Source organism: Phreatobacter sp. GW821-FHT04C01 (genome assembly GCF_059420385.1).
The window spans coordinates 508,800-528,171 of record NZ_JBWKTP010000003.1 but is presented as its reverse complement, the minus strand read 5'-3'; the positions used below and the strand labels follow the sequence as shown (position 1 = coordinate 528,171).

Annotated in this window: 18 protein-coding genes; 3 read left to right on the top strand and 15 right to left on the bottom strand. The window is 68.2% G+C overall.

Annotated elements, in window-relative coordinates; all coding sequences use genetic code 11:
• The 3 genes from AC07WJ_RS14195 to AC07WJ_RS14185 form a co-directional block, all read right to left on the bottom strand.
• Complete coding sequence (locus tag AC07WJ_RS14195; RefSeq protein ID WP_494935234.1) at positions 1–897, bottom strand: 50S ribosomal protein L11 methyltransferase; 897 nt, start codon at positions 895–897, stop codon at positions 1–3.
• 415 nt (positions 898–1,312) lie between these two features.
• Entirely contained in the window at positions 1,313–3,748 is a 2,436-nt protein-coding gene (locus AC07WJ_RS14190) for an ATP-dependent helicase (protein WP_494935233.1), read from the bottom strand.
• A gap of 139 nt (positions 3,749–3,887) precedes the next feature.
• On the bottom strand, positions 3,888–4,511 hold the full coding sequence (locus tag AC07WJ_RS14185; RefSeq protein ID WP_494935232.1) for a L,D-transpeptidase: 624 nt from the start codon (positions 4,509–4,511) through the stop codon (positions 3,888–3,890).
• Between the two features lie 387 nt (positions 4,512–4,898).
• Here AC07WJ_RS14185 and AC07WJ_RS14180 point away from each other — a divergent pair, with 387 nt between their 5' ends.
• Positions 4,899–5,873 carry an Hsp33 family molecular chaperone gene (locus AC07WJ_RS14180; RefSeq protein ID WP_494935231.1) on the top strand — a complete coding sequence of 325 codons (975 nt, stop codon included), beginning with the start codon at positions 4,899–4,901 and terminating at the stop codon, positions 5,871–5,873.
• A 46-nt stretch (positions 5,874–5,919) separates the two neighbouring features.
• Here AC07WJ_RS14180 and AC07WJ_RS14175 read toward each other — a convergent pair whose 3' ends face one another.
• The 3 genes from AC07WJ_RS14175 to AC07WJ_RS14165 are packed head-to-tail and all read right to left on the bottom strand — an operon-like array spanning position 5,920 to position 8,660.
• Positions 5,920–6,354 (bottom strand): PaaI family thioesterase, encoded by a 435-nt coding sequence (locus AC07WJ_RS14175; RefSeq protein ID WP_494935230.1) that lies wholly within the window; start codon positions 6,352–6,354, stop codon positions 5,920–5,922.
• 2 nt (positions 6,355–6,356) lie between these two features.
• A complete protein-coding gene (locus tag AC07WJ_RS14170; protein ID WP_494935229.1) occupies positions 6,357–7,871 on the bottom strand; it encodes a 3-hydroxyacyl-CoA dehydrogenase in 1,515 nt (504 codons plus the stop codon).
• A gap of 3 nt (positions 7,872–7,874) precedes the next feature.
• On the bottom strand, positions 7,875–8,660 hold the full coding sequence (locus tag AC07WJ_RS14165) for an enoyl-CoA hydratase-related protein (RefSeq protein WP_494935228.1): 786 nt from the start codon (positions 8,658–8,660) through the stop codon (positions 7,875–7,877).
• A 256-nt stretch (positions 8,661–8,916) separates the two neighbouring features.
• Here AC07WJ_RS14165 and AC07WJ_RS14160 point away from each other — a divergent pair, with 256 nt between their 5' ends.
• Together AC07WJ_RS14160 and AC07WJ_RS14155 are read left to right on the top strand one after the other, a co-directional pair.
• The gene (locus AC07WJ_RS14160) at positions 8,917–9,792 is read left to right on the top strand and encodes a transporter substrate-binding domain-containing protein (protein WP_494935227.1); all 876 of its coding nucleotides are present in this window, start codon (positions 8,917–8,919) and stop codon (positions 9,790–9,792) included.
• Between the two features lie 367 nt (positions 9,793–10,159).
• Positions 10,160–11,404: a hypothetical protein gene (locus AC07WJ_RS14155; protein ID WP_494935226.1), complete on the top strand. Its 1,245-nt coding sequence runs from the start codon at positions 10,160–10,162 to the stop codon at positions 11,402–11,404.
• A gap of 4 nt (positions 11,405–11,408) precedes the next feature.
• Here AC07WJ_RS14155 and AC07WJ_RS14150 read toward each other — a convergent pair whose 3' ends face one another.
• The 9 genes from AC07WJ_RS14150 to AC07WJ_RS14110 all read right to left on the bottom strand — a co-directional run bounded on the left by AC07WJ_RS14150 (position 11,409) and on the right by AC07WJ_RS14110 (position 19,278).
• A complete protein-coding gene (locus AC07WJ_RS14150; RefSeq protein ID WP_494935225.1) occupies positions 11,409–11,819 on the bottom strand; it encodes an SRPBCC family protein in 411 nt (136 codons plus the stop codon).
• A gap of 41 nt (positions 11,820–11,860) precedes the next feature.
• Positions 11,861–12,223, bottom strand: a complete 363-nt coding sequence (locus AC07WJ_RS14145; protein ID WP_494935597.1) for a VOC family protein — start codon at positions 12,221–12,223, stop codon at positions 11,861–11,863.
• A 174-nt stretch (positions 12,224–12,397) separates the two neighbouring features.
• A complete protein-coding gene (locus tag AC07WJ_RS14140) occupies positions 12,398–13,249 on the bottom strand; it encodes a helix-turn-helix transcriptional regulator (protein WP_494935224.1) in 852 nt (283 codons plus the stop codon).
• Positions 13,250–13,251: 2 nt separating this feature from the next.
• Positions 13,252–13,848, bottom strand: a complete 597-nt coding sequence (locus tag AC07WJ_RS14135; protein WP_494935223.1) for a methylated-DNA--[protein]-cysteine S-methyltransferase — start codon at positions 13,846–13,848, stop codon at positions 13,252–13,254.
• Positions 13,849–14,001: 153 nt separating this feature from the next.
• A complete protein-coding gene (locus tag AC07WJ_RS14130) occupies positions 14,002–15,648 on the bottom strand; it encodes a dihydroxyacetone kinase subunit DhaK (protein WP_494935222.1) in 1,647 nt (548 codons plus the stop codon).
• A gap of 259 nt (positions 15,649–15,907) precedes the next feature.
• On the bottom strand, positions 15,908–16,615 hold the full coding sequence (locus AC07WJ_RS14125) for an ABC transporter ATP-binding protein (RefSeq protein WP_494935221.1): 708 nt from the start codon (positions 16,613–16,615) through the stop codon (positions 15,908–15,910).
• Entirely contained in the window at positions 16,612–17,364 is a 753-nt protein-coding gene (locus AC07WJ_RS14120) for an ABC transporter ATP-binding protein (RefSeq protein ID WP_494935220.1), read from the bottom strand. Before AC07WJ_RS14120 ends, AC07WJ_RS14125 begins: the two co-directional genes overlap by 4 nt.
• Positions 17,361–18,371, bottom strand: coding sequence for a branched-chain amino acid ABC transporter permease (locus AC07WJ_RS14115; protein ID WP_494935219.1), 1,011 nt, complete (start codon positions 18,369–18,371; stop codon positions 17,361–17,363). Before AC07WJ_RS14115 ends, AC07WJ_RS14120 begins: the two co-directional genes overlap by 4 nt.
• Positions 18,364–19,278: a branched-chain amino acid ABC transporter permease gene (locus tag AC07WJ_RS14110; RefSeq protein ID WP_494935218.1), complete on the bottom strand. Its 915-nt coding sequence runs from the start codon at positions 19,276–19,278 to the stop codon at positions 18,364–18,366. The genes AC07WJ_RS14115 and AC07WJ_RS14110 overlap by 8 nt, the downstream gene beginning before the upstream one ends.
• Positions 19,279–19,372 lie beyond the last annotated feature (94 nt).

The following is a 19,372-nucleotide window of genomic DNA, read 5'->3' as shown; positions in this document are numbered from 1 at the left end:
TCACTTCTGCATCGTCAGCGTGACCCAGCCCTCGATCTCCTGGCGCGAGACGAGGCGCAGGCCGCGGGTGCGATAGGCCGAGATCACCAGATTGGCGTGCGGCGGGATGATGCCCGACAACACCACCGTGCCGCCGGGCGCGATCAGCCGGACCAGGTCGGTGGCAAGCCCGACCAGCGGACGCGGCAGAATATTGGCCAGCACCAGGTCGTAGGGGGCGCCGTTGCGGAAGCGCGCGTCCTTCAGGCCCGCGGCATGGATCGCGTGAACGTAATTGCGCGCCTTGTTGAGCGCGGCATTGTCGCGGGCGGCGACCACCGAGACCTGGTCGATGTCGGAAGCGAGCACGGCGACCCGGTGGCGCAGGCCGGCGGCGATCGCCAGCACGCCGGTGCCGGTGCCGACATCGAGCGGGCGGAAGGCGCGCCGGCGCTTGGCCAGCGCGTCGATGGCGCGCAGGCAGCCGAGCGTCGTGCCGTGATGGCCGGTGCCGAAGGCGAGCGCCGCCTCGATCTCGATCGGAATGGCATTGGCCGCCACCCGGTCGCGGTCATGCGAACCGTAAACGGTGAACCGGCCGGCGACGACGGGCTTCAGCCCGTCGAGCGAGGTGCGCACCCAGTCCTTGCTCTCGATCGCATGGAAGGTCAGGCAGGCAGCGACCGCCTGCCCCGCCGCGACGCGCACCAGTTCGCGCACGTTGGTTTCATCCGGCGGTTCGCGGAAGAACACTTCGACCAGCCAGATCTTGCCGTCGGGCGCCTCGAAGGCGGCAACCGCCGTCTCGGCCGGATCGAAGGTCTCCGAGACGATATCGGCGACGCGACGGGCGGCGCGCTCGGAGGTCTCCAAGCGCATCAGATGGGTGGGCGAGGTCGGGTGCAGGCCTTCGAGCATGGCGCTTATTAATCGCCTACGCCCGGCATGTCACGCCACTAGGGGCAGCGATTGCTCAATCCCTCGCAGCGCAATTGTTCCAGGCCGGCCTTGGAACGGCGGCGGTCGCCGAAGCGCATGTCCTTATGGCGCGCATGCTCCGTTGGCCTTGTGCGGTTTGCAGAACAGGCAGCCGGCAAGGGCATTCTTCGGGCGCTTTCTCTTGTGATGCATCGTCGGTGCTCGCCTCAGAGATCAGCAGCACAGGATACGATGTTCGATTCAGACAGAAAAGCGCCGACTAGAGTCTGATCGTCTCGAATTGAAACGCACGGCACCACGGTTAGCCGTCCTTCGAGGCGAGCGAAGCGAGCCTCGAAGGACGGGCGACCGAACTGCAGCGCTTCGATCTGACACGATCACCCTCTAGGGCCGATCACGCCGCCTCGACGAAGCTGTCGACCACCTTCTTCTCGCCGGCCTTGTCGAACTGGACGGTGAGCTTGTTGCCGTCGGCGGCGACCACTTCGCCATAACCGAACTTCAAGTGGAACACCCGGTCGCCGACCTTGTGGCGCGAGGGTTCGCCGGTCGATTTGGCGACGAGTTCGCCGTCGATGGTCCGCCCGCCGCCGGAGCGTTCGGTGAGCCGCCCCTGGAAACCGCCGCGGCCCTCTGCGAAGGTCGAGCCGAAGGCCTGGCTGCCGGAGCGGCCGGTAAAGCGGCCCTGGGCATCGGCCAGCGACTTCTGCGCCTGGGCACGCTGCCAGCCAGGTGTCGCATAGGTGGAGGAGAAGGCGCCGGCCTTGTCGAAACGGCTCTCGCCGAAACCGCCTCGGCCCATGCCGCCATAGCCCGCCGTGCCGAGGCCCTCGGCGATCGTCACATGGCCCTCCGGCAGCTCGTTGACGAAGCGGCTCGGCACCGTCGATTGCCAGAGGCCGTGAATGCGTCGGTTTCCGGCGAAATAGATGCGGGCATTGCGGCGGGCGCGGGTGATGCCGACATAGGCGAGCCGGCGTTCCTCCTCGAGACCGGCGCGGCCACTCTCGTCCAGGGCCCGCTGATGCGGAAACAGGCCCTCTTCCCAACCGGGCAGGAACACCGTGTCGAATTCCAGGCCTTTGGCCGAATGCAGCGTCATGATCGACACGGCGTCGTCGCTCTCGCCCTCGCCGCGGGCATCGGTGACCAGCGCGATATGTTCGAGGAAACCGGGCAGGTTTTCGAACTCCTCCATCGAGCGGACGAGTTCCTTCAGGTTTTCCAGCCGGCCGGCGGCCTCCGCCGTCCGGTCCTTCTGCCACATCTCGGTATAGCCGCTCTCGTCGAGGATCAGTTCGGCCAGTTCCTGATGCGGCAGCACGTCGAGCTTGGCCGTCCAGCCGTCGAAGGCTTCGATCAGCGTCCTCAGCGTGTTGCGCGCCTTGGGCTTCAGCTCCTCGGTCTCGACCATGATCTTGGCGGCCTGCATCAGCGGCATGTTGCCGGCGCGGGCATGGTCGTGCAGCAGCTGCAGCGTGGCGTCGCCCAGCCCGCGCTTCGGCGTGTTGACGATGCGCTCGAAGGCAAGGTCGTCGGCCGGTTGCGCGACGCAGCGCAAATAGGCCAGCGCGTCGCGGATCTCCAGGCGCTCGTAGAAGCGCGGACCGCCGATGACCCGATAGGGCAGGCCAATGGTGATGAAGCGGTCCTCGAACTCGCGCATCTGGAACGAGGCGCGCACCAGGATGGCCATCTCGTTCAGGCTATGGCCCTGACGCTGCAGCTGCTCGATCTCCTCGCCGACCGAGCGCGCCTCCTCTTCCGAGTCCCAGACCGAGGTCAAAGTCGGCCGGTCGCCGTCCTCGCCGTCGGTGAACAGGGTCTTGCCGAGCCGGCCCTCGTTATGGGCGATCAGATGGGAGGCCGCCGCCAGGATGTGGCCGGTCGAGCGGTAATTGCGCTCCAGCCGGATGACGGTCGCGCCGGGGAAATCCTTGTCGAAGCGCAGGATGTTGTCGACCTCGGCGCCGCGCCAGCCATAGATCGACTGGTCGTCGTCGCCGACGCAGCAGATGTTCTGGGCCCGGCCTTCCTGGCGCTGGGCCAGCAGGCGCAGCCACAGATATTGGGCGACGTTGGTGTCCTGATATTCGTCGACCAGGATGAATTTGAAGCGGTTCTGGTACAGAGCCAGCACGTCGGCATTTTCGCGGAACAGCCGGATGACCTCGAGCAGAAGGTCGCCGAAATCGACGGCGTTCAGCACCTTCAGCCGGTCCTGGTAATCCTTGTAGAGCTTGACGCCGAGACCGTTGGCATAGGCGCCGCCCTCGCCGGCCGGCACCTTGTCCGGGGTCAGGGCCCGGTTCTTCCAGCCGTCGATGGCGCCCGCGAGCACCCGGGCCGGCCAACGCTTTTCGTCGATATTCTCGGCCTGGATCAATTGCCGGAGCAAGCGGATCTGGTCGTCGGTGTCGAGAATGCTGAAGCCAGGCTTGAGCCCGACCAGTTCCGCGTGGCGGCGCAGCATCTTGACGCCGGTGGCATGGAAGGTGCCGAGCCAGGGCATGCCCTCGACCGCTTCGCCGACCAATTGGCCGATGCGTTCCTTCATCTCGCGCGCGGCCTTATTGGTGAAGGTCACCGCCAGGATCTCGCCCGGGAAGGCCCGCCGGCTCGCCAGGATATGGGCGATGCGGGTGGTCAGCACACGGGTCTTGCCGGTACCTGCGCCGGCCAGCACCAGCACCGGGCCGTCAATGGTCTCGACGGCGGCGCGCTGCTCCGGGTTCAGATTGGCGAGATAGCCGATCGCGGCCGTATCCGCGCGTGCGGCCATCGCCCGTTCGGCGAGGCTCGGCTGGCGGTTGGTCACGGGGTCGGCCATGGGACTTGAAGCTTCCGATTCGGTCAGCCCCCAAAATGGGACTTTTGGCGCGGGAATCAAATGCGCGGCCGCAAGGGCCCAAAAAGCAAAGGCCGGCGCTGCCGCCGGCCCTCACCGCAACAGGTTGATCTGGCCGCGTTCAGCGGGTGACGACGACCCGGGTGCCGACCCGGACGCGGGCGTAGAGATCCATCACGTCCTCGTTGGTCATGCGGAAGCAGCCCGAGGACACGGCGGTGCCAATGGTGTGCGGCTCGTTGGAGCCGTGGATGCGGTAGAGCGAGGAGCCCAGATACAGGGCGCGGGCGCCGAGCGGGTTCTGCGGGCCACCGGCCATGAAGCGCGGCAGGTCGGGGCGGCGGCGCAGCATCTGCGCCGGCGGGCGCCAATCCGGCCATTCCGCCTTGCGGCTGATGGTCTTCACACCGGCCCAGGAAAAGCCGGGGCGGCCGACGCCGACGCCATAGCGCAGCGCCGTGCCGCCGGACTGGACGAGATAAAGCCGCCGCTCCTGGGTCGAGATGACGATCGTTCCCGGCGCGTGACCGCCCGAATAGGCCACCGTTTCGCGCGGGATGGCGCTGGCGCCGACACGCGGACCGCCATCGGTACGCGGCAGCTGGCGCATCGGCTGGCCGGTGGCCGGATCGATCATCACCTGCTGGGAGTTCTGATTTCCGAAAAACAGAAACTGCGCCTGCGCGGCGGGCGCCGTCAGCAGCAGCGTCACTGTGGTGGCGAGGATTGGCAGAATGCGCCGCATGGATGCACCTTGACCTGTTGAAACAGCGAAACGGGCGGAGGTGGCCCGACAAGGCCGGATTTATGAACACCGCTGGAGGTATGAAAGCGACAAGCTTCGTTGCATTGCAACGGGGACCAGGCCCTCCCGCGATGCGGAAGGACACTTTTCCGCCATCACTGTGACCGCCCGGCCACGACTTATTATGGTGCGCAAACCGGCGGGCCGACTGAATTCTTCTAATGTAGCCCGGTCTCACGGGAACGTGATTGTGGCACGCGCGCGGCAAGCCTGATCCGAATGGCCGGACGCGGCTGCGCGGCCCGCCGCGAATCAGGTGAGAGCCATGCGTGGCGACCGTGCCGAAGCCTCTCGCAATCGCCGGCCGGCACCGCCATATAGCCGCTCATGTCCACGATCCCCGATCTCACCCACGGCGCAGACGATATCGTTGTGCCCTTTCACGTCGACGAGCTCGACCTGCGCGGCCGCGTCGCGCGGCTCGGCCGGACCGCGACCACCATCATCGACCGCCACGGCTATCCGCCCGAGGTGTCGCGCCTGCTCGCCGAAGCCACCGCGCTGACCGTGCTGCTCGGCTCCGGCCTGAAATTCGATGGCCGGCTGATCCTGCAGACCCAGACCGACGGTCCGGTCCGCATGGTGGTGGTCGACGTCACCACGCCCGACAAGGTGAGGGCGCTCGCCCGGTTCGACGCCGACAAGGTGGCCGAGGCGGCCGCCGCCGGCCGGGCCGATCCGGCAAGCCTGCTCGGCACCGGCCAATTGGTCATGACCATTGACCAGGGTGTCGAAATGCAGCGCTACCAGGGCATCGTCTCGCTCGACGGCCAGGGCCTGGAACAGGCGGCGGACCAGTATTTCCGCCAGTCGGAACAGATCGAGACCCGCGTCCGGCTGGCCGCGGCCGAAGAGCTGGTGCCGGGCGAAAACGGCCCGAGCCGGGCTTGGCGCGCCGGTGGCATGCTGGTCCAGCACGTGCCCAAGGCCGGCGGCACGGCGACGCGCGATCTCGCTCCCGGCGACGCTCCGGAGGGTACGCCCGTGCCCGAGCCGGACGAGGCCTGGGCCGAGGCGCGGGCCTTGACCGACACGATCGGCGACGACGAACTGGTCGACCGGACGCTGTCGCCGGAGCGGCTGTTGTATCGCCTGTTCCACGAGCGCGGCGTGCGTGTCTTCGATGCGCAGGGCGTGTCGGACCACTGCACCTGCTCGCGCGACAAGATCGAGAACATCGTGCGCAGCTTCACGCCGCAGGAGCGTCACGACATGGTCGAGCACGGCGCGATCACGGTGACCTGCGAATATTGTTCGACCAGCTACAAATTCGCGCCGGCCGAGTTCGACCCGGCGGAGTGAGCGAGCCGGGGCGGCATGACGGGCCGCCTCGAGCGGGTCTGCCCCCTCAAACCTTGGGCCGCAGCCGCTTGAATGTGCCGGTGGCCTCAGCGATCAGCCGGCCCGTCGCATCGACCACTTCGGCGCGCGCGAAAACGATGCTCTTGCCGCCGCCGGTGCGCCGGCCGGTCACGGTCAGCGCGCCTTCCCTCGCCGTGCCGAGATAATTGATGGTGAAGGACAGGGTCACCCCGCCCTGCCGCGGTTCGGCAGGATCGGCCGGCGGCGCGCCGAAAGCGGCGTGACCGGCGACCGAATCGAGCAAGGTGGCGATCAGGCCGCCATGCAGAATGCCGTTCCGGTTCATGAAGTCCTGCCGGATCTCGCAGGTGATCACCGCATGCCCCTCCTCCCAGACCTTGACCTTCCATCCGATCAGCTTCTGAAAGTCGCTGATCGGATGGACGCTGCCTGCCGGCCCGGGAAGAGCTGCATCCGTCATCGTCACGCCTCCGGTGTCGCCAGCTTGAGGCCGAGGCTGGCGCGCCGGCGCAGCCAGGGGCTGGCCCGGTAGCGCGGGTCGCCGGAGAGGCCGTTGAGGGCGGCGAGGATGGCGGCGATGCGGTCGGCGCCGATGGCGTCGCCGAAGGCCAGCGGGCCCTGTGGGTAACCGAGGCCGAGGCGCACGGCATCGTCGATATCGGCGGGCGAGGCGATGCGCTGCTGCGCCATGTCGCTGGCTATATTGACAATGGTCGCCACCACCCGCTGGGCGATGAAGCCGGCGCTGTCGCGGATGCGGGTGACCGGCGTGCCGTCGGCGGCGAACAGGGCATGGGCCGCATCGACAAAGGCCGGATCGGCCCCGGGCGCGGCCATGATCACCCGGCGTTTGCCGAGCCCGAACAGGGCATCGATGGCGACCAGCCGGGTCGCCGGCACCTGCAGCCCCTCGGCCGCGGCGGTCGCATCATGGCCGAGCGGCGCGACCACGATCAGGGCGCCGTCGGGCGGCTGGGGGCCGCTCACCACCGGCCAGCCGGCGGCCTTGACGATGGCGACGATCTCGTCGCGCCAGGCCGGTTCCACCGCCGCCACCCAGACCGGCCGCGGCTCTGCCTTCGGCACCGCCTGCTCGGGCGGCTTTTCCTGGCCCTCCGGACCGTGGGCGTAAAAGCCCCGGCCGGTCTTGCGGCCGAGCAGCCCGGCGTCCAGGCGCTGCTTCAACAGCCAGGACGGCCGGAACCGCGGTTCGCCGTAGAATTGCCGGAACATGCTTTCGCCGACCGGCTGCGACACGTCGAGCGCGGTCAGGTCGAGGAGTTCGAACGGCCCGAGCCGGAAACCGGCCTGGTCGCGCAAGGCCCGGTCGACATCGGCATAGCTTGCCGCGCCTTCGGCAACGACGATCTGCAGGGCTTCGGTGCCGAAGCCGCGGCCGGCATGGTTGACCACGAAGCCGGGTGAATCGATGCAGGTGATCGGCCGGTGGCCATAATCACGGGCGAAGGCCGCGAGCCGCTCGGAAATGCCGGGCGCGGTGCGCGCGCCGTCGATCACCTCGACGACTTTCATCAACGGCACCGGATTGAAGAAGTGATAACCGGCGACCCGCTCCGGCCTGGCGCAGGCCGCGGCGATGGCGGTCACCGACAGCGACGAGGTATTGGAAGCGAGCACGCAATCCGGACCGACCACCGCCTCGAGCGCGACGAAAGTCTGGCGCTTGACCTCCAGGTCCTCGACGATCGCCTCGACCACCAGATCGCAGCCGGCGAGATCGGCGAGGGATGCCGCCGGCGTCAGCCGGGCCTTGGCCGCGGCGACCGCGTCGGCGGTCATGCGGCCCTTGGCGGCGAGCCCGTCCCAGGTCGTGCCGAGCCGGTCGACCGCCGCCTGGGCGCCGCCCGGACGGGCGTCGAACAGCACCACGTCGGCACCGGCTTGCGCCGCCATCTGGACGATGCCGCCGCCCATGGCGCCGACACCGACAACTCCGACTTTTGAAAACTGCGGCATCACTTATCGTCCCTTGAAGTCAGGCGAGCGCTTGTCGAGGAAGGCACCCATGCCTTCCTTCTGGTCCTCGGTCGAAAACAGCAGCTGAAACGCCTTGCGCTCCAGCGCCAGCGCGGCGGCGAGCGGCAGGTCCTCACCGGTCAGCGCCACGTCCTTGATCTCGGCGAGCGCCACCGGCGGCAGGCCGGCGATCTCGACGGCGAGCGCCCTGGCCCGTTCCATCAGCTCGGCATCCGGCACCACCTCGGTGACCAGGCCGATGCGGTCGGCCTCGCGCGCATCGATGATGGCGCCGGTCAGCATGAGCTTCATCGCCTTGAACTTGCCGACCGCGCGGATCAGCCGCTGGGTGCCGCCGGCGCCGGGCATGATGCCGATCTTGATCTCCGGCTGGCCGAATTTCGCGCTCTCGGCGGCAATGATGATGTCGGCATGCATGGCCAGTTCGCAGCCGCCGCCGAGCGCGAAACCATTGACCGCCGCGATCAGCGGTTTCGGGAACTGGGCGATCACCTGCCATTGCAGGTGGGTCCGGCGCGCCATCATGTCGGGCGGCGTGCGGCTCGCCATGTCCTTGATGTCGGCGCCGGCGACAAAGGCCTTGCCGGTGCCGGTCAGCACCACGACACGCACTTCGGGATCGGCGCCGAGCCGCAGGAAGGCTTCGACCAGCGCCGCGCGCGTTTCGGCGTTCAGCGCATTGCGGGCCTCGGGGCGGTCGATCCTGACCAGCGCCACATGCGGCGCCAGATCCTCGATGACGACACTCGGCTTGGCGGTCTCGGTCATCCATGGCCTCCCAGGCTCATTCGGGCCCAAGCCCTTGTGGCGGAATTCTTTTCGTGCGCCGGGCAAAGGCCGGCGGCCGGCGCGGAGACACCGGGGAGCATCCCGTCGCGCCGGCTTTTGTTACCCCGCGACGTGGCGAAAGCAACCGGGAATTCGGCCACCGGGGCCGATCCTCCGGACAAGGCTCCCCGCCGGCTTCGACTAGGCTATAAGGGAACCGGCCGATCAGCCGGCCGCATCAGACCCGAGCCGTGCCATGACGCTCAAGGCCGTTCTTGCCCTCGTACTATCCGCGACGCTCGCCGTCGCGGCGGTCCGCGCGCAGCAGGCTCCCGTTCCGGTTCCGCGCCCGTCCGATACGGCGCCGCAGGTGATCATCCCGAACTACTGGGACCCACGCCGGCGCAGCGAGCGGGTCGACATGACCCGCGTGCCGCAGATCCGCTTCCTCACCGAGGACGACTATCCGCCGTTCAATTTCGCCGGGCCCGACGGCCAGCCCGTCGGTTTCAACATCGACCTCGCCCGTGCGCTTTGCGAGGAGCTGAAGGTCCCCTGCACCGTCCAGGTCCGGCGCTGGGACACGCTGCTGGAGAGCCTCGACCGCAACAGCGGCGACGCCATCATCGCCGCCCAGGCGATCACCCCGGAGATCCGCCGGCGCTACGAGGTGTCGGATCGCTATCTCGAGACCCCGGCCCGCTTCGTCATGCAGAAGGATACGACGCTGACGGAAGCGACGCCCGAAGGGCTCGCCGGCCGCTCCATCGCGGTCGTCTCCGGCACGGCGCATGAGGCCTATGTCCAGTCCTTCTTCCGCGGCTCGGCGATCCGCCGCTATCCGACCCTGGCGGAGGCGCGCAAGGCGCTGAGCGGCCGGGAGGTCGACGTGCTGTTCGGCGACGGCGTCAGCCATGCCTTCTGGCTGAACGGCCAGGCTTCGGCCAATTGCTGCCGCTTCCTCGGCCAGGCCTTCACCGAGAACCGCTATTTCGGCGAGGGCCTGGCGATCGTCATGCGCCGCGGCAACGACCCGCTGAGGCTCGCCATCAATTACGCATTGCAGCGGTTGTGGGAGAAGGGCGTCTACACCGACCTCTACCTGAAGGCCTTTCCGGTCGGGATCTATTAGGTCGCGGCACCGTCATGGCGCCACTTTTGACTGGGGCGGCGGGCGATCGTGCGCCCCTGAATCGACCATTCGCCATGAGAGACTGCGCGGAATTCGTGGATGGCCGGGACAAGCCCGGCCAAGACGAGAATTGTCCTTGGAGTAACGGGCGCTGAATCGAGCGCGTGAGGAGGCCGCGCCATGGTCCGGCACACCACGCGGGCAATCCATCGTCTTGCCCGGGCCTGTCCCTGATATCCACGGCTTGTTTGAGCCGAGATCAACTGCTCATGATCGCGGTGCGGCAGGACGACGACCCGGCGCGGCTCGCGGACTCGGTTCCGCCACAGAGATCGGGCTTGGTCCGCGCCGATCGAGGAGCCATGTCATGATCAAGACCCTGTTCGCCGCGCTGCTGGCGCTGATCGCCTGCGGTTCCCTGGAGGCCGGTGCGCAGGCGCCGGGCGCGGATGCGGCCGAGATCATCCGGCGGCACGCCGGCGCCGGGACGCTCGCCCAGGGCGAGGCCGAACTGGCGCGCGGGCCGCAGAACGCCCAGGCCGTCGCGGCGCTCGGCATGATCAAGTTCGCCCGCGCAGTCGAAACCCTCGGCCAGGGACTGCATCGCCACGGCCTCAGAGCGCCGCGCACAGGCAATCTGCCGATCCTGCGGCTGCCGGTGCCGGAAAACCCCAATCCGGAACCGCTCAGCTATGACAAGCTCAGGGCCATCTATGTCCGGTTCCTGGCCGACCTGACCGAGGCCGAGGCCGTGCTGGCGCGCCTGCCCGCCGGACCGGTCCATCTGGAGATCGATCTCAACGCGCTCAGGCTCGACTTCAGGGGCGACGGCAAGGCGGGTCCCGACGAAGCGCTCGGGCGGATCATCGCCCGGGTCGCGACGATCGGCCGGGCGCGCACCGAGCCCGACAGCCCGCCCTGGGATGTCGGCTTCGACCGTGCCGACATGACCTGGCTGCGCGGCTACTCAAGGCTCCTGTCCGGCTTCCTCGAATTCGCGCTCGCCTATGACTGGCACGAAACCTATGACGGCGCGGCCCACCTGTTCTTCCAGGGCGCCGCCGATCCCTCCGGCCAGCGCGCGGCGATAGAGCCCCTGCGCGATCCGATCATCGGCGGCGATGCCGGCCAGCTGGCCGATCTGGTCGCGCTGGTCCACCTCATTCGCTGGCCGCTCGCCGAACCCGAGCGGCTGGTCAAGGCGCGCGAGCACCTGAAAGCCGTCATCGCGCTCAGCCGACAGACCTGGAGGGAGGTGCTGGCGGAGACCGACGACGACCATGAATGGTTGCCGGGGCCCAACCAGCACAGCACCGCCTTCCCGGGTCTCGAGGTGACGAAGGAGCGGCTCGACGGCTGGCATGCGGCACTCGACGAATTCGAGGCCGTGCTGGACGGCAAGCTGCTCGTACCGCACTGGCGCTACCGGCATGGTATCGACCTCAAGGCGTTCTTCGAACAGCCACGTCCTTTCGACCTGCTGCTCTGGGGCACCGGCCACGCCGCCCTGCCTTATCTGAAGGACGGGCCGCAGATCTCCAGGCAGAGCTGGGCGCAGTGGCAGCGCGTGTTTTCCGGCCAGTTCCTGACCTACGCGATCTGGTTCAACTGAGCGGTCAGGCCGCCTGCCGGCCGCTCTGCTCCAGCGTCCGCTTCATGATCGCCATGCCCTCTGTCATGATGGCGCCGATCGACGGCGCCAGGTCGTGCGGCAGGATGTCGGTGATCCAGACCAGACGGCTCATGCCGCCGGCCTCGGCGAAGACCTGCAGCGAGCCGTTGTGGTGGGTCGCCCGGCCCCCGATCGCCGCCCAGACGAGGCGGCGCGCGGGGTCGTCGACATCGACGATCAGCTCGCGCAGCACCATGCCGCTGGCGAAGGTGACGACCCTAAGCTCGCCCTCGAGCGTGGTGTCGGTCACATAACCCGGCACCAGCCTGGTATGGACCTGGCCATAGTCCCGCACCGCCGCCCAGACATGGTCCGGGCGGGCTTCGATCGGGATTTCCTCGCGGATCGACGCCATGGCGCGATCTCCTTGTTCGACCTGGGGTTTCGACAGCAGGCCTATTTGGTGCAGACCGCTTCGACATTGTTGCCGTCGGGGTCGATCAGGAAGGCGGCATAATAGGTCGGGCTGTAGTCGGCCCGGATGCCGGGCGCGCCATTGTCCTTGGCCCCGGCCTTCAGCCCGGCGGCATGGAAACCGTCGACCGACGCACGGCTCGGCGCCTTGAAGGCAATGTGGCAGCCCGAACCCGCGCTGTCCTTCTCCGGATGCAGCCAGAAGGCCGGCGCATCGGCCGGACCGAAGCCGACATAAGTGTCGCCGCGCGGTCCGAGCACATGGCCGAGCGGCGTCAGCACCGCCTCGTAGAAGCGCACGCTCGCGTCGACATCGCGCACGCGCAGGCCGAAATGATCGTACATGGACATGGTGGCCTCCTTGTTTGGGGAAGCCAGGTTGGGGCGAAGACGCCCCTCGGTGGCCTCCTTGTTTGGGGAAGCCAGGTTGGGGCGAAGACGCCCCTCGGTGGCCTCCTTGTTTGGGGAAGGCCAGGTCGGGGCGAAGCCGCCCCTCGCCAGCCTCCTGTGAAGAGGAGGTCAGGCTAGGGCGAAGGTTCCGAGGCGTTCTTGGAATATCTTGCGGTCGCCTTTCGCCGCCCTGCGGAAACCGCGCGGCGAAACGCCGGCGGCGCGGTGAAAGGTCCGCACGAAATTGGACAGGTCGCCGAAGCCGACATCATAGGCGATATCGGTGATCGATCGCTCGTCGTCGGCGAGCAGGCGCGCGGCGTGACGCAACCGGGACTGAACGAGATATTGGTGCGGCGTCACGCCGAGCGTCCGGGTGAACAGCCGGAGGAAATGAAACGGGCTAAGCTCGGCCCGGCTTGCGGCGTCCTCCAGCCCGATCGCGCGATGCGAATAGGCGTCGATCCAGAAGGCGGCCTCGACCGCACGGCGGCGGTCGCGCTCGCCGGTGCCGGCCGGCTTGCGGTTGCCGCCGGACGCGACCTCGATGAAACGCGCGGCGAGCAGGTGGCCGACCTCGTCGAGACCGACATCGCTGCGGCCATCGGCGGCGGCCTGGCCCAGCTCACCGAGCACGGTCAGTGCGGATAGCGGCGGCATGGCACCGACGCGCCAGAGCTCGGCCTTCGGCCCGATGGCGTCGACCAGCTCGGCGGAGAACTGGAACGACAGGCATTCGTCGCCGCAGATATGGTGGTCGTGGCTGCAGACATAGTCGTCGCCGCCGTGGCCGACCAGGATGGAGCCTGCCACCAGATCGAAGGACCGGCCGCGGCTGGTGACGCCGAAACTGCCGCGCCGCACATAGGACAGCGAAAAACGGTCATAAAGTTCGGTGAACGGCTTGTCGTCGGGCCCGGCCGTGCACCGATAGTCCATCACGGTCATCGCGGCGCAATCGCAGAGCGTGACGGCGGTCATGATCAGCCGTTCCGCGATGTCCGGCGCGGCGGCGCCGCGAAGCCGAAGGCGCTGTCGCCGTCGAACAGCGTCGGCTCGGCGCTGGTGCGCGCGCGCTCGATGGTCAGCAGGCGAAACTTTGTCTCGACGCCGCCATTGGCCGAAAAGCCGCCGGTCTTGCCACCCGCGGCCAGCACGCGGTGGCAGGGAATGATGATCGGAAACGGGTTCTTGCCCAGCGCCTGGCCAACCGCCTGGGAGGCTCCCGGCTCGCCGACGCGCTTGGCGACCTCGCCATAGGTCAAGGTTGCGCCCGGCAGGATGGCCCGGGCCACCTGATAGACCTTCTGGTGGAATTCCGGCACGCTGGCCATGTCGAGCTGGATGCCATGGAGGTCGCGCGGCTCACCGTCGATCAACGCGACGATCTCGGCGATCGCCCGTTGCACGACCGGCGGCGGCGGCGCTTCGCGCAGATCCGGAAAGCGCCTGGCAAGGCGCGACCGCGCGCCCGCCGCGTCGCCTTCGGGCAGTTGCGCGCCAATGACCCCGCGCTCGCCCCAGGCGATGGCGCAAAGGCCAATGGCGGTCTCGAACAATGTGTAGCCAGGCTCTGTCATGACTGGCCTGATCATAGCACCGGCGTCCGCGACCGCACTTGGAAAATCTTGCCCGGCCACGATCCCGCCGAGCTCTCCCCCATGCCTGGAGGAGCCCGGCCGGCCGGACTCGACCGACCCGCCGGCGATGCGTCGGCATCACGGCGCGGTGGATCAGCCCCTCGTCGCCAAAGCCTCGAAAATCCTTGCGACCGCCTCCGCGCCGGGATCAACCACACCGGCGAGATCGGAGCTCGCCAGATAACTCGAACGTCCGGCACGGGCGATCGTCAGGCTCGCCGTTGCCTCCGCGGCCGCGCGCGCCGCCTGCGCCGCCGCCACGAGACCGCCACCGCTCTCGATCGCCCGGATCGCCGGCAGGAGCGCGTCGATCATCGTGCGATCGCCCTCGGCCGCGCCGCCATAGTGCTGCATGCGTTCGGCGCCGAAGCGGAGCGCCGGCCCCAGCGCTCCGCCACGGGAAAAGGCGACGCCGGCAGCGGCCGCGAAGATCGACAGGAGCACGCCACTCGATCCGCCCATCACCCGCGACAATCGATCGGCAAGCGCTCCGCCGAGCCGGCCCGGATCGGCCAGGGGCAGGAGATCGAGGTCGGCCAGGACCCGCCGGGCGGCGGCGGCGAAGGTCGAGCCGGTGTCACCATCGCCGACCCGCGCGTCGAGGGCGTCGAGGGCGCGTTCGGAGGCGATGAGTGTCTCGCAAACAAGGGCGAGCGCGGCGCGCACCGCCGGCTCCGTCGATGCGGCCACGGGGGCCGCGGTGATCCCGGCCGGCAGCGGCAGGACAGTCACGCTCGCCTGTTCGCTCAGCCGGCGCGGAACCGGCCAGGCGGCAACGTCTGCGGGCGCCGTCAGCATCGCCACGCGGGCGTCGTCAAGCGGCATCAACGAAATCGAGAAGCCGCGCATGTCGAGCGCGGTGACTGCATGGACCGGCCCGAGGATCCATTCGACCCGGCGGCCGATATCGGTTCGCAGGATGTCCCGGGTCACCAGGGCCAGCTCCAGCGCCGACGCTCCGCCCAGGTTGTTGACCAGCAGCGCCAGGCGATCAGCCGCGCGGATGTCCGGACCGAAGCGATCCATCATCGTGGCGACCAGTTCGGCCACCGGCGGCAGGGCAATGCGCTCGATGCCCGGTTCGCCATGGATGCCGAGCCCCAGTTCGGCCTCGCCGGCCGCCATCCGCTCCTCGCTCGCCCGGCCCGGTATGGAACAGGTCGCGGTGGCGACGCCCAGCGACCGGACGCTGCGCGCGACGCTCTCCGCCGCGGCCCGCACCGCGGCGAGCGGCAGTCCGGCGGTGGCGGCATGGCCGGCGGCCTTGTGCACGAAGAGCGTGCCGGCGATGCCGCGCGGGCGCGCCGCATCGGCGATGGCGATATCGTCGCCGACGATCACCATGTCCACGTCGTGACCCATGGCGCGGGCCCGTTCGGCGGCGAGGCCGAAATTGAGCCGGTCACCGGCATAGTTCTTGACGACGAGCAGGCAGCCGGCCGGGCCGGTGACCGCCAGGATGGCGGCAAGCACGGCGTCGACGCTCGGAGAGGCGAAGATGTCGCCGCAGACCGCGGCGTCGAGCAGGCCCTCGCCGACAAAGCCGGCATGGGCCGGCTCGTGTCCGGAGCCGCCGCCGGAGATCACCGCGACCTTGGCCGGATCGCGGTTCGCCCGGACGACCACCCGGATCGCGGGATAGCCGTCGAGCCGGGCGAGGCAACCTGCGCCCGAGGCCAGGATCATGCCGTCGACGGCTTCGGTGACGATGTCGTCGCGATGATTGATGAAGTGCTTCATGGGCGGCATCCGATGATCGGCCGGGGCGTGGTGCGGGAATGCGTGAGACAGGGTTTGGGGAGCCGAGGCTCCGGCGCGGCGGTCTTCGGTGCGCCGGTACCTCGTCTCCCTGATCGCGCGGCGTGTGCGCATGATCGATCGCGCGGCGCGGCCTGCCCGGCCGACCGGAGCATCCAGGAAAGGCCCGCCGGGGCGAGCCTCCCGCCCTCTCGGGCAAGCTCTCGCCGCGTGAGGCCCTGCGCCATGCACGCCTCTGGCGTCAGGCGTGAACGTGGCCGCCGAGATAGGCCTCGGCGATGCGCGCGTCGCCGGCGAGTTCGGCGGCGGGACCTTCGAGCACGATGCGCCCGCCCTCCATCACCGCCGCCCGATCGGCGATGCGCAGTGCCGCCTTGGCGTTCTGCTCGACGATCAGGATCGACAATCCCTCGTCGCGGATCTTCGAGACCAGATCGAAGATGCCCTTGACGAATTTCGGGGCGAGGCCGAGCGAGGGCTCGTCGAGCAGCAGGATCGAGGGCTTCGCCATCAGCGCCCGGGCGATGCAGAGCATCTGCTGTTCACCGCCCGACAGCGAGCCGGCGACCTGGGTCATGCGTTCGCCAAGCTTGGGGAACAGCGCCAGCACCCGATCGAGTTCGGCGAGCCCGTGCGGACCGCCGCCGATGACCAGGTTCTCCCTGACCGTCATCGGCGAGAAGATCTGCCGTCCCTCCGGGGCCTGCAGCAGGCCGCGGGCGACGATCTCGTGGCTCTTCAGCTTGGAGATATCCTCGCCGCGGAATCGGATGGAGCCCGATTTCGGCCGGTAGATGCCGGAAATCGCCCGCATCAAGGTGGTCTTGCCGACGCCGTTGGAGCCGAGCACGGCGACGATGCCGCGGTCGGGCACGCTGAGATCGACGCCGTGCAGGATTTCCTGGATCCCCATGGTGACGGTGACGCCGCGAACTTCGAGCAGGCTCATTCCTCAACCCCCAGATAGGCTTCCAGCACGACCGGATCGGCCCGCACCACGGCCGGCTCGGCATCGGCGATCTTGCGGCCGGAGGCCAGCACCACGACGCGCGAACAGATGCCCATCACCAGGTTCATGTCGTGCTCCACCAACATGACGGCGAGGCCATCGGCGTTGAGGGAACGAATGAAGCGGGCGAGTTCGGCCGTCTCGGAATCGTTCAGTCCCGCCGCCGGCTCGTCGAGGATGAGAAGATCCGGTTTCATGGCGAGCGCGCGGGCGATCTCCAGATATTTGCGCCGGCCATAGGAGAGATTGGCCGCCAGCTCGTCGGCCTCGGCGGTCAACCCGACCCGGTCGAGCGCCTCCCAGCTGCGTTGCGAGATGGCGTCGGCGCGCGATTTGCCGCCGAGCACCGCCGCGCAGGCTGACTGCCCCATGGCTCCGACGGCGCCGACCGACACGTTGTCGAACACCGACATGTTGGGGAAGACGCGCAGATTCTGGAACGTGCGCGACATGCCGCGCGCGGCGACGCGGTTGGGTTTCAGTCCGTTGATGGGCTCGCCCTTGAAGCGCACCGTGCCGCTCGAAAGCGGGGTGAACCCGGAGATCAGGTTGAACAGCGTGGTCTTGCCGGCACCGTTGGGCCCGATCAGGCCGACCAGCTCGCCTTGCTCCACCCGGGTGCTGACGTCGTCGACGGCGACGAGGCCGCCGAACCGGCGCGTGACGTTGTCGATTTCGATGAGGCTCATCGCCAGCCGACCTCCCGGTTGCCGGGCGCCGCGCCCCATTTCACGCCGAGGTGACGGCGGACCATGGACAGTGCGGAAACCTCGCCGAACAGTCCCTTGGGCAGGAACAGGATCGATACGAACATGACCATGCCGACCATGATGTTGCGGACGTCGCCGAAACCACGCAGCACTTCCGGCAGCAGGATCAGCAGCACCGCGCCGAGAATGGCGCCCGGCAACGATCCGAGCCCGCCGACCACGACCATCGCCAGGATCAGGATCGAATTGGAGAAATTGAAGTCCTGAGGCGAGATGTAACCCGTGGTATAGGCCCACAACCCGCCGGCGATGCCGGCGAAGAAAGCCGAGATGGTGAAGACCTCGACCTTCAGCCTGACGGTGTCGATACCCATGGCGTCGGCGCACTGGTCGTCCTCGCGCAGCGAGCGCAGGGCATTGCCGTAATAGGAATGGCTGAGCCGGTGCAGCACCCAGATGGACAGGGCGACGACCGTGGCGACGACGAAATAGATCGCCACCGGGTTCTTCACCGCGACCCCGAAGAGATCGATGCCGCCGAACAGCAGCACGCCGTTGGGCCCCTTGGTGACGTCGACCCAGTTGAGCAGAACGGTGTTGATCATCTGCCCGATGGCGAGCGTCGCGACCGCGAAATAGATCGACACCAGCCGCATGGTCGGCAGCGCCACCACGAGCGCCAGCGCGGCCGCGGCGAGGCCGCCCGCGGGCAGGCCCCAGAGAAAGCCGATCTTCAGGTCGGAACCGAGCAGCGCCGCCACATAGGCGCCGATGCCGTAGAAGGCGGCATGACCGAGATGGAGCAGGCCGGCGACGCCGGTGACCAGATGCAGCGATACGGCGAGCAGGGCGAAGATCAGCACCAGGTTGGCGATCTGAAAGAAATAACCCTTGCCGAACTGCACCAGCCCGAACGGTATGGCGAGAAACAGGACGACGAGAAGGAGGACCGGAACGAACCAGCCCTTGCTGGAGAGCTCAGACACGTTCCCTCCCCGCTCCGAAGAGCCCCTGCGGAAAGAAGATCAGGGTGACGATCAGGAAGCCGTAGGCGACCATGTCGGCCCAGTTCGACGAGATGAAGGTGGTCGCCAGCCCCTCGGAGAGACCGAGCAGCAGGGCACAGATCACCGCGCCGGGGATGGATGAGAGCCCGCCCATGACCATGGCGACGAAGGCCTTGATGCCGGGGACGAAGCCCATGGCCGGGAAGATCGCGCCGTAATAGAGACCGACGAGGATGCCGGCTCCGGCGCCCATCATCGAACCGATGACGAAGGTGGTGATGATGGTGCGGTCGGTGTCGATGCCGACATATTTCGCCCCGAGCGGATTGGCCGAGACGGCGCGGATCGACAGGCCGATGCGGGTGCGCGTGAGCAGGAACTGCAAGCCGCCCAGCATGATCGCCGCCACCACGAAGATGATGACGTCGCCGGTGACGATGGTCACCGGGCCGAGTTCGATCGGCTTGTTGATGAGATACTCGAAGGGCAGCGTCTGCATCTGCGAGCCGAAAGCCAGTTCCAGCCCTTCGCGGGCGACGATGGAAACGGCGAGCGACGACATCAGCGTCGATTCGCGCATGGCCCGCGACTTCAGCGAGGCCTCGTCGGAGAACCGGCGAAACGGCTTGAAGGCGATGCGCTCCAGGCCGTAACCCATCGCCGCGCCGATCGCCAGCACCACGAAGAGTACGACCAGGAAGGCCGGCGCGAAGGCGGTGATCAGCACGAGGCCGGCGAAGGCGCCGACCGTATAAACCTCGCCATGGGCGAAGTTGACGACGTTCAGCACGCCGAAGATCAGCGTGAAGCCAATGGCCATCAGGGCGTAGGTCACGCCCTGCGACAGCCCGATGGCCAGTTGCTGCAGATAATATGGATCGAACACGGCTACCCCTTTCGTCGTGTCGCGGGCTCGCCCCGCCATGACGGGCGGCAAGGCGAGCATGGGTGGTGGCGGCTGAGCCCCCTCAGCCGCGCCG

What these genes read in the sequence shown, in the direction of transcription:
- AC07WJ_RS14160 (WP_494935227.1), top strand. Translation starts at nt 8,917, where the DNA reads ATGACGCTCAAGGCCGTTCTTGCCCTCGTACTATCCGCGACGCTCGCC.
- AC07WJ_RS14170 (WP_494935229.1), bottom strand. Translation starts at nt 7,871, where the DNA reads ATGCCGCAGTTTTCAAAAGTCGGAGTTGTCGGTGTCGGCGCCATGGGC.
- AC07WJ_RS14140 (WP_494935224.1), bottom strand. Translation starts at nt 13,249, where the DNA reads ATGACCGCCGTCACGCTCTGCGATTGCGCCGCGATGACCGTGATGGAC.
- AC07WJ_RS14150 (WP_494935225.1), bottom strand. Translation starts at nt 11,819, where the DNA reads ATGGCGTCGATCCGCGAGGAAATCCCGATCGAAGCCCGCCCGGACCAT.
- AC07WJ_RS14175 (WP_494935230.1), bottom strand. Translation starts at nt 6,354, where the DNA reads ATGACGGATGCAGCTCTTCCCGGGCCGGCAGGCAGCGTCCATCCGATC.
- AC07WJ_RS14145 (WP_494935597.1), bottom strand. Translation starts at nt 12,223, where the DNA reads ATGTACGATCATTTCGGCCTGCGCGTGCGCGATGTCGACGCGAGCGTG.
- AC07WJ_RS14130 (WP_494935222.1), bottom strand. Translation starts at nt 15,648, where the DNA reads ATGAAGCACTTCATCAATCATCGCGACGACATCGTCACCGAAGCCGTC.
- AC07WJ_RS14185 (WP_494935232.1), bottom strand. Translation starts at nt 4,511, where the DNA reads ATGCGGCGCATTCTGCCAATCCTCGCCACCACAGTGACGCTGCTGCTG.
- AC07WJ_RS14125 (WP_494935221.1), bottom strand. Translation starts at nt 16,615, where the DNA reads ATGAGCCTGCTCGAAGTTCGCGGCGTCACCGTCACCATGGGGATCCAG.
- AC07WJ_RS14135 (WP_494935223.1), bottom strand. Translation starts at nt 13,848, where the DNA reads ATGACAGAGCCTGGCTACACATTGTTCGAGACCGCCATTGGCCTTTGC.
- AC07WJ_RS14165 (WP_494935228.1), bottom strand. Translation starts at nt 8,660, where the DNA reads ATGACCGAGACCGCCAAGCCGAGTGTCGTCATCGAGGATCTGGCGCCG.
- AC07WJ_RS14120 (WP_494935220.1), bottom strand. Translation starts at nt 17,364, where the DNA reads ATGAGCCTCATCGAAATCGACAACGTCACGCGCCGGTTCGGCGGCCTC.
- AC07WJ_RS14190 (WP_494935233.1), bottom strand. Translation starts at nt 3,748, where the DNA reads ATGGCCGACCCCGTGACCAACCGCCAGCCGAGCCTCGCCGAACGGGCG.
- AC07WJ_RS14155 (WP_494935226.1), top strand. Translation starts at nt 10,160, where the DNA reads ATGATCAAGACCCTGTTCGCCGCGCTGCTGGCGCTGATCGCCTGCGGT.
- AC07WJ_RS14195 (WP_494935234.1), bottom strand. Translation starts at nt 897, where the DNA reads ATGCTCGAAGGCCTGCACCCGACCTCGCCCACCCATCTGATGCGCTTG.
- AC07WJ_RS14180 (WP_494935231.1), top strand. Translation starts at nt 4,899, where the DNA reads ATGTCCACGATCCCCGATCTCACCCACGGCGCAGACGATATCGTTGTG.